Origin of the sequence: Streptomyces californicus (assembly GCF_000717645.1) — a bacterium.
In the GTDB taxonomy this organism is placed as follows: Bacteria; Actinomycetota; Actinomycetes; order Streptomycetales; family Streptomycetaceae; genus Streptomyces; species Streptomyces californicus.
Map to the genome: position 1 here is coordinate 1 of NZ_JNZZ01000076.1, position 887 is coordinate 887.

An 887-nucleotide genomic window follows, 5' to 3' on the forward strand; every position below is an offset into this window, starting at 1 on the left:
AGAGGTCCTAACAAAGGCGTTGGACGTGTCGGTGAGTGATGAGGCAGGTGGCGAGGCCGAGGAAGGCTTCGTGGATGTCGTCGCGTCGTTCCCATCGGACACGGAGACGCCGGAATCCGTGCAGCCAGGCGATGGTCCGCTCGACGACCCATCGGTGGACGCCGAGGCCGGAGCCGTGCGGGACACCGCGTCGGGCGATGACCGGTCTGATGCCCTGAGCCCAGACGAGGCGGCGGTATTTGTCGTGGTCGTAGCCCCGGTCGGCCAGCAGCATGTCCGGTCGCCGCCGTGGCCGGCCGACCAGGCCGGCCACGGACGGGACCTTGGCGAGCAGGGGCATCAGCTGAGTGACGTCGTTGCGGTTTCCGCCGGTCAAAGACACCGCGAGCGGGATGCCCTGTCCATCGACGAGAACGTGGTGCTTGCTGCCCGGCCGTGCGCGGTCGACCGGGCTCGGTCCGCTTTTGGGCCGCGTCGGGCGGCCCGGACATGGCTGGAGTCGATCACCGCCCGCGACCAGTCCAACTGCTTCGCCGAGCGCAGCTTCTTGAGCAGGACCACGTGCAGCCGGTCCCACACGCCGGCATCGTTCCAGGCGGCGAGCCGTCGCCAGCACGTCATGCCCGAGCCGAAGCCGAGCTCCTGGGGCAGGTACTCCCACTGGATCCCGGTGTGGAGCACGAACAGGATCCCGCACAGAGCCTGCCGGTCGGGTACCCGCGGCCGCCCCGCCACCAGCTTCGGCGCCGGGACCGGCAGCAACGGCTCGACCAGCGACCACAGTTCGTCCGACACGATCCACGGCCGGGAGTTCCTCTTCGCCACGAACGGACCAACGAGCAGCCAGGCCGACAGTCACATGATCAACAACTTCTGTTAGGACCTCT

General features: G+C 68.4%; 1 pseudogene. It reads right to left on the reverse strand.

Going from position 1 to position 887, the window contains the following annotated elements:
- Positions 1-7 precede the first annotated feature (7 nt).
- A pseudogene (locus IF19_RS1000000136765) lies at positions 8-825 on the reverse strand (IS5 family transposase).
- Positions 826-887: the final 62 nt, after the last annotated feature.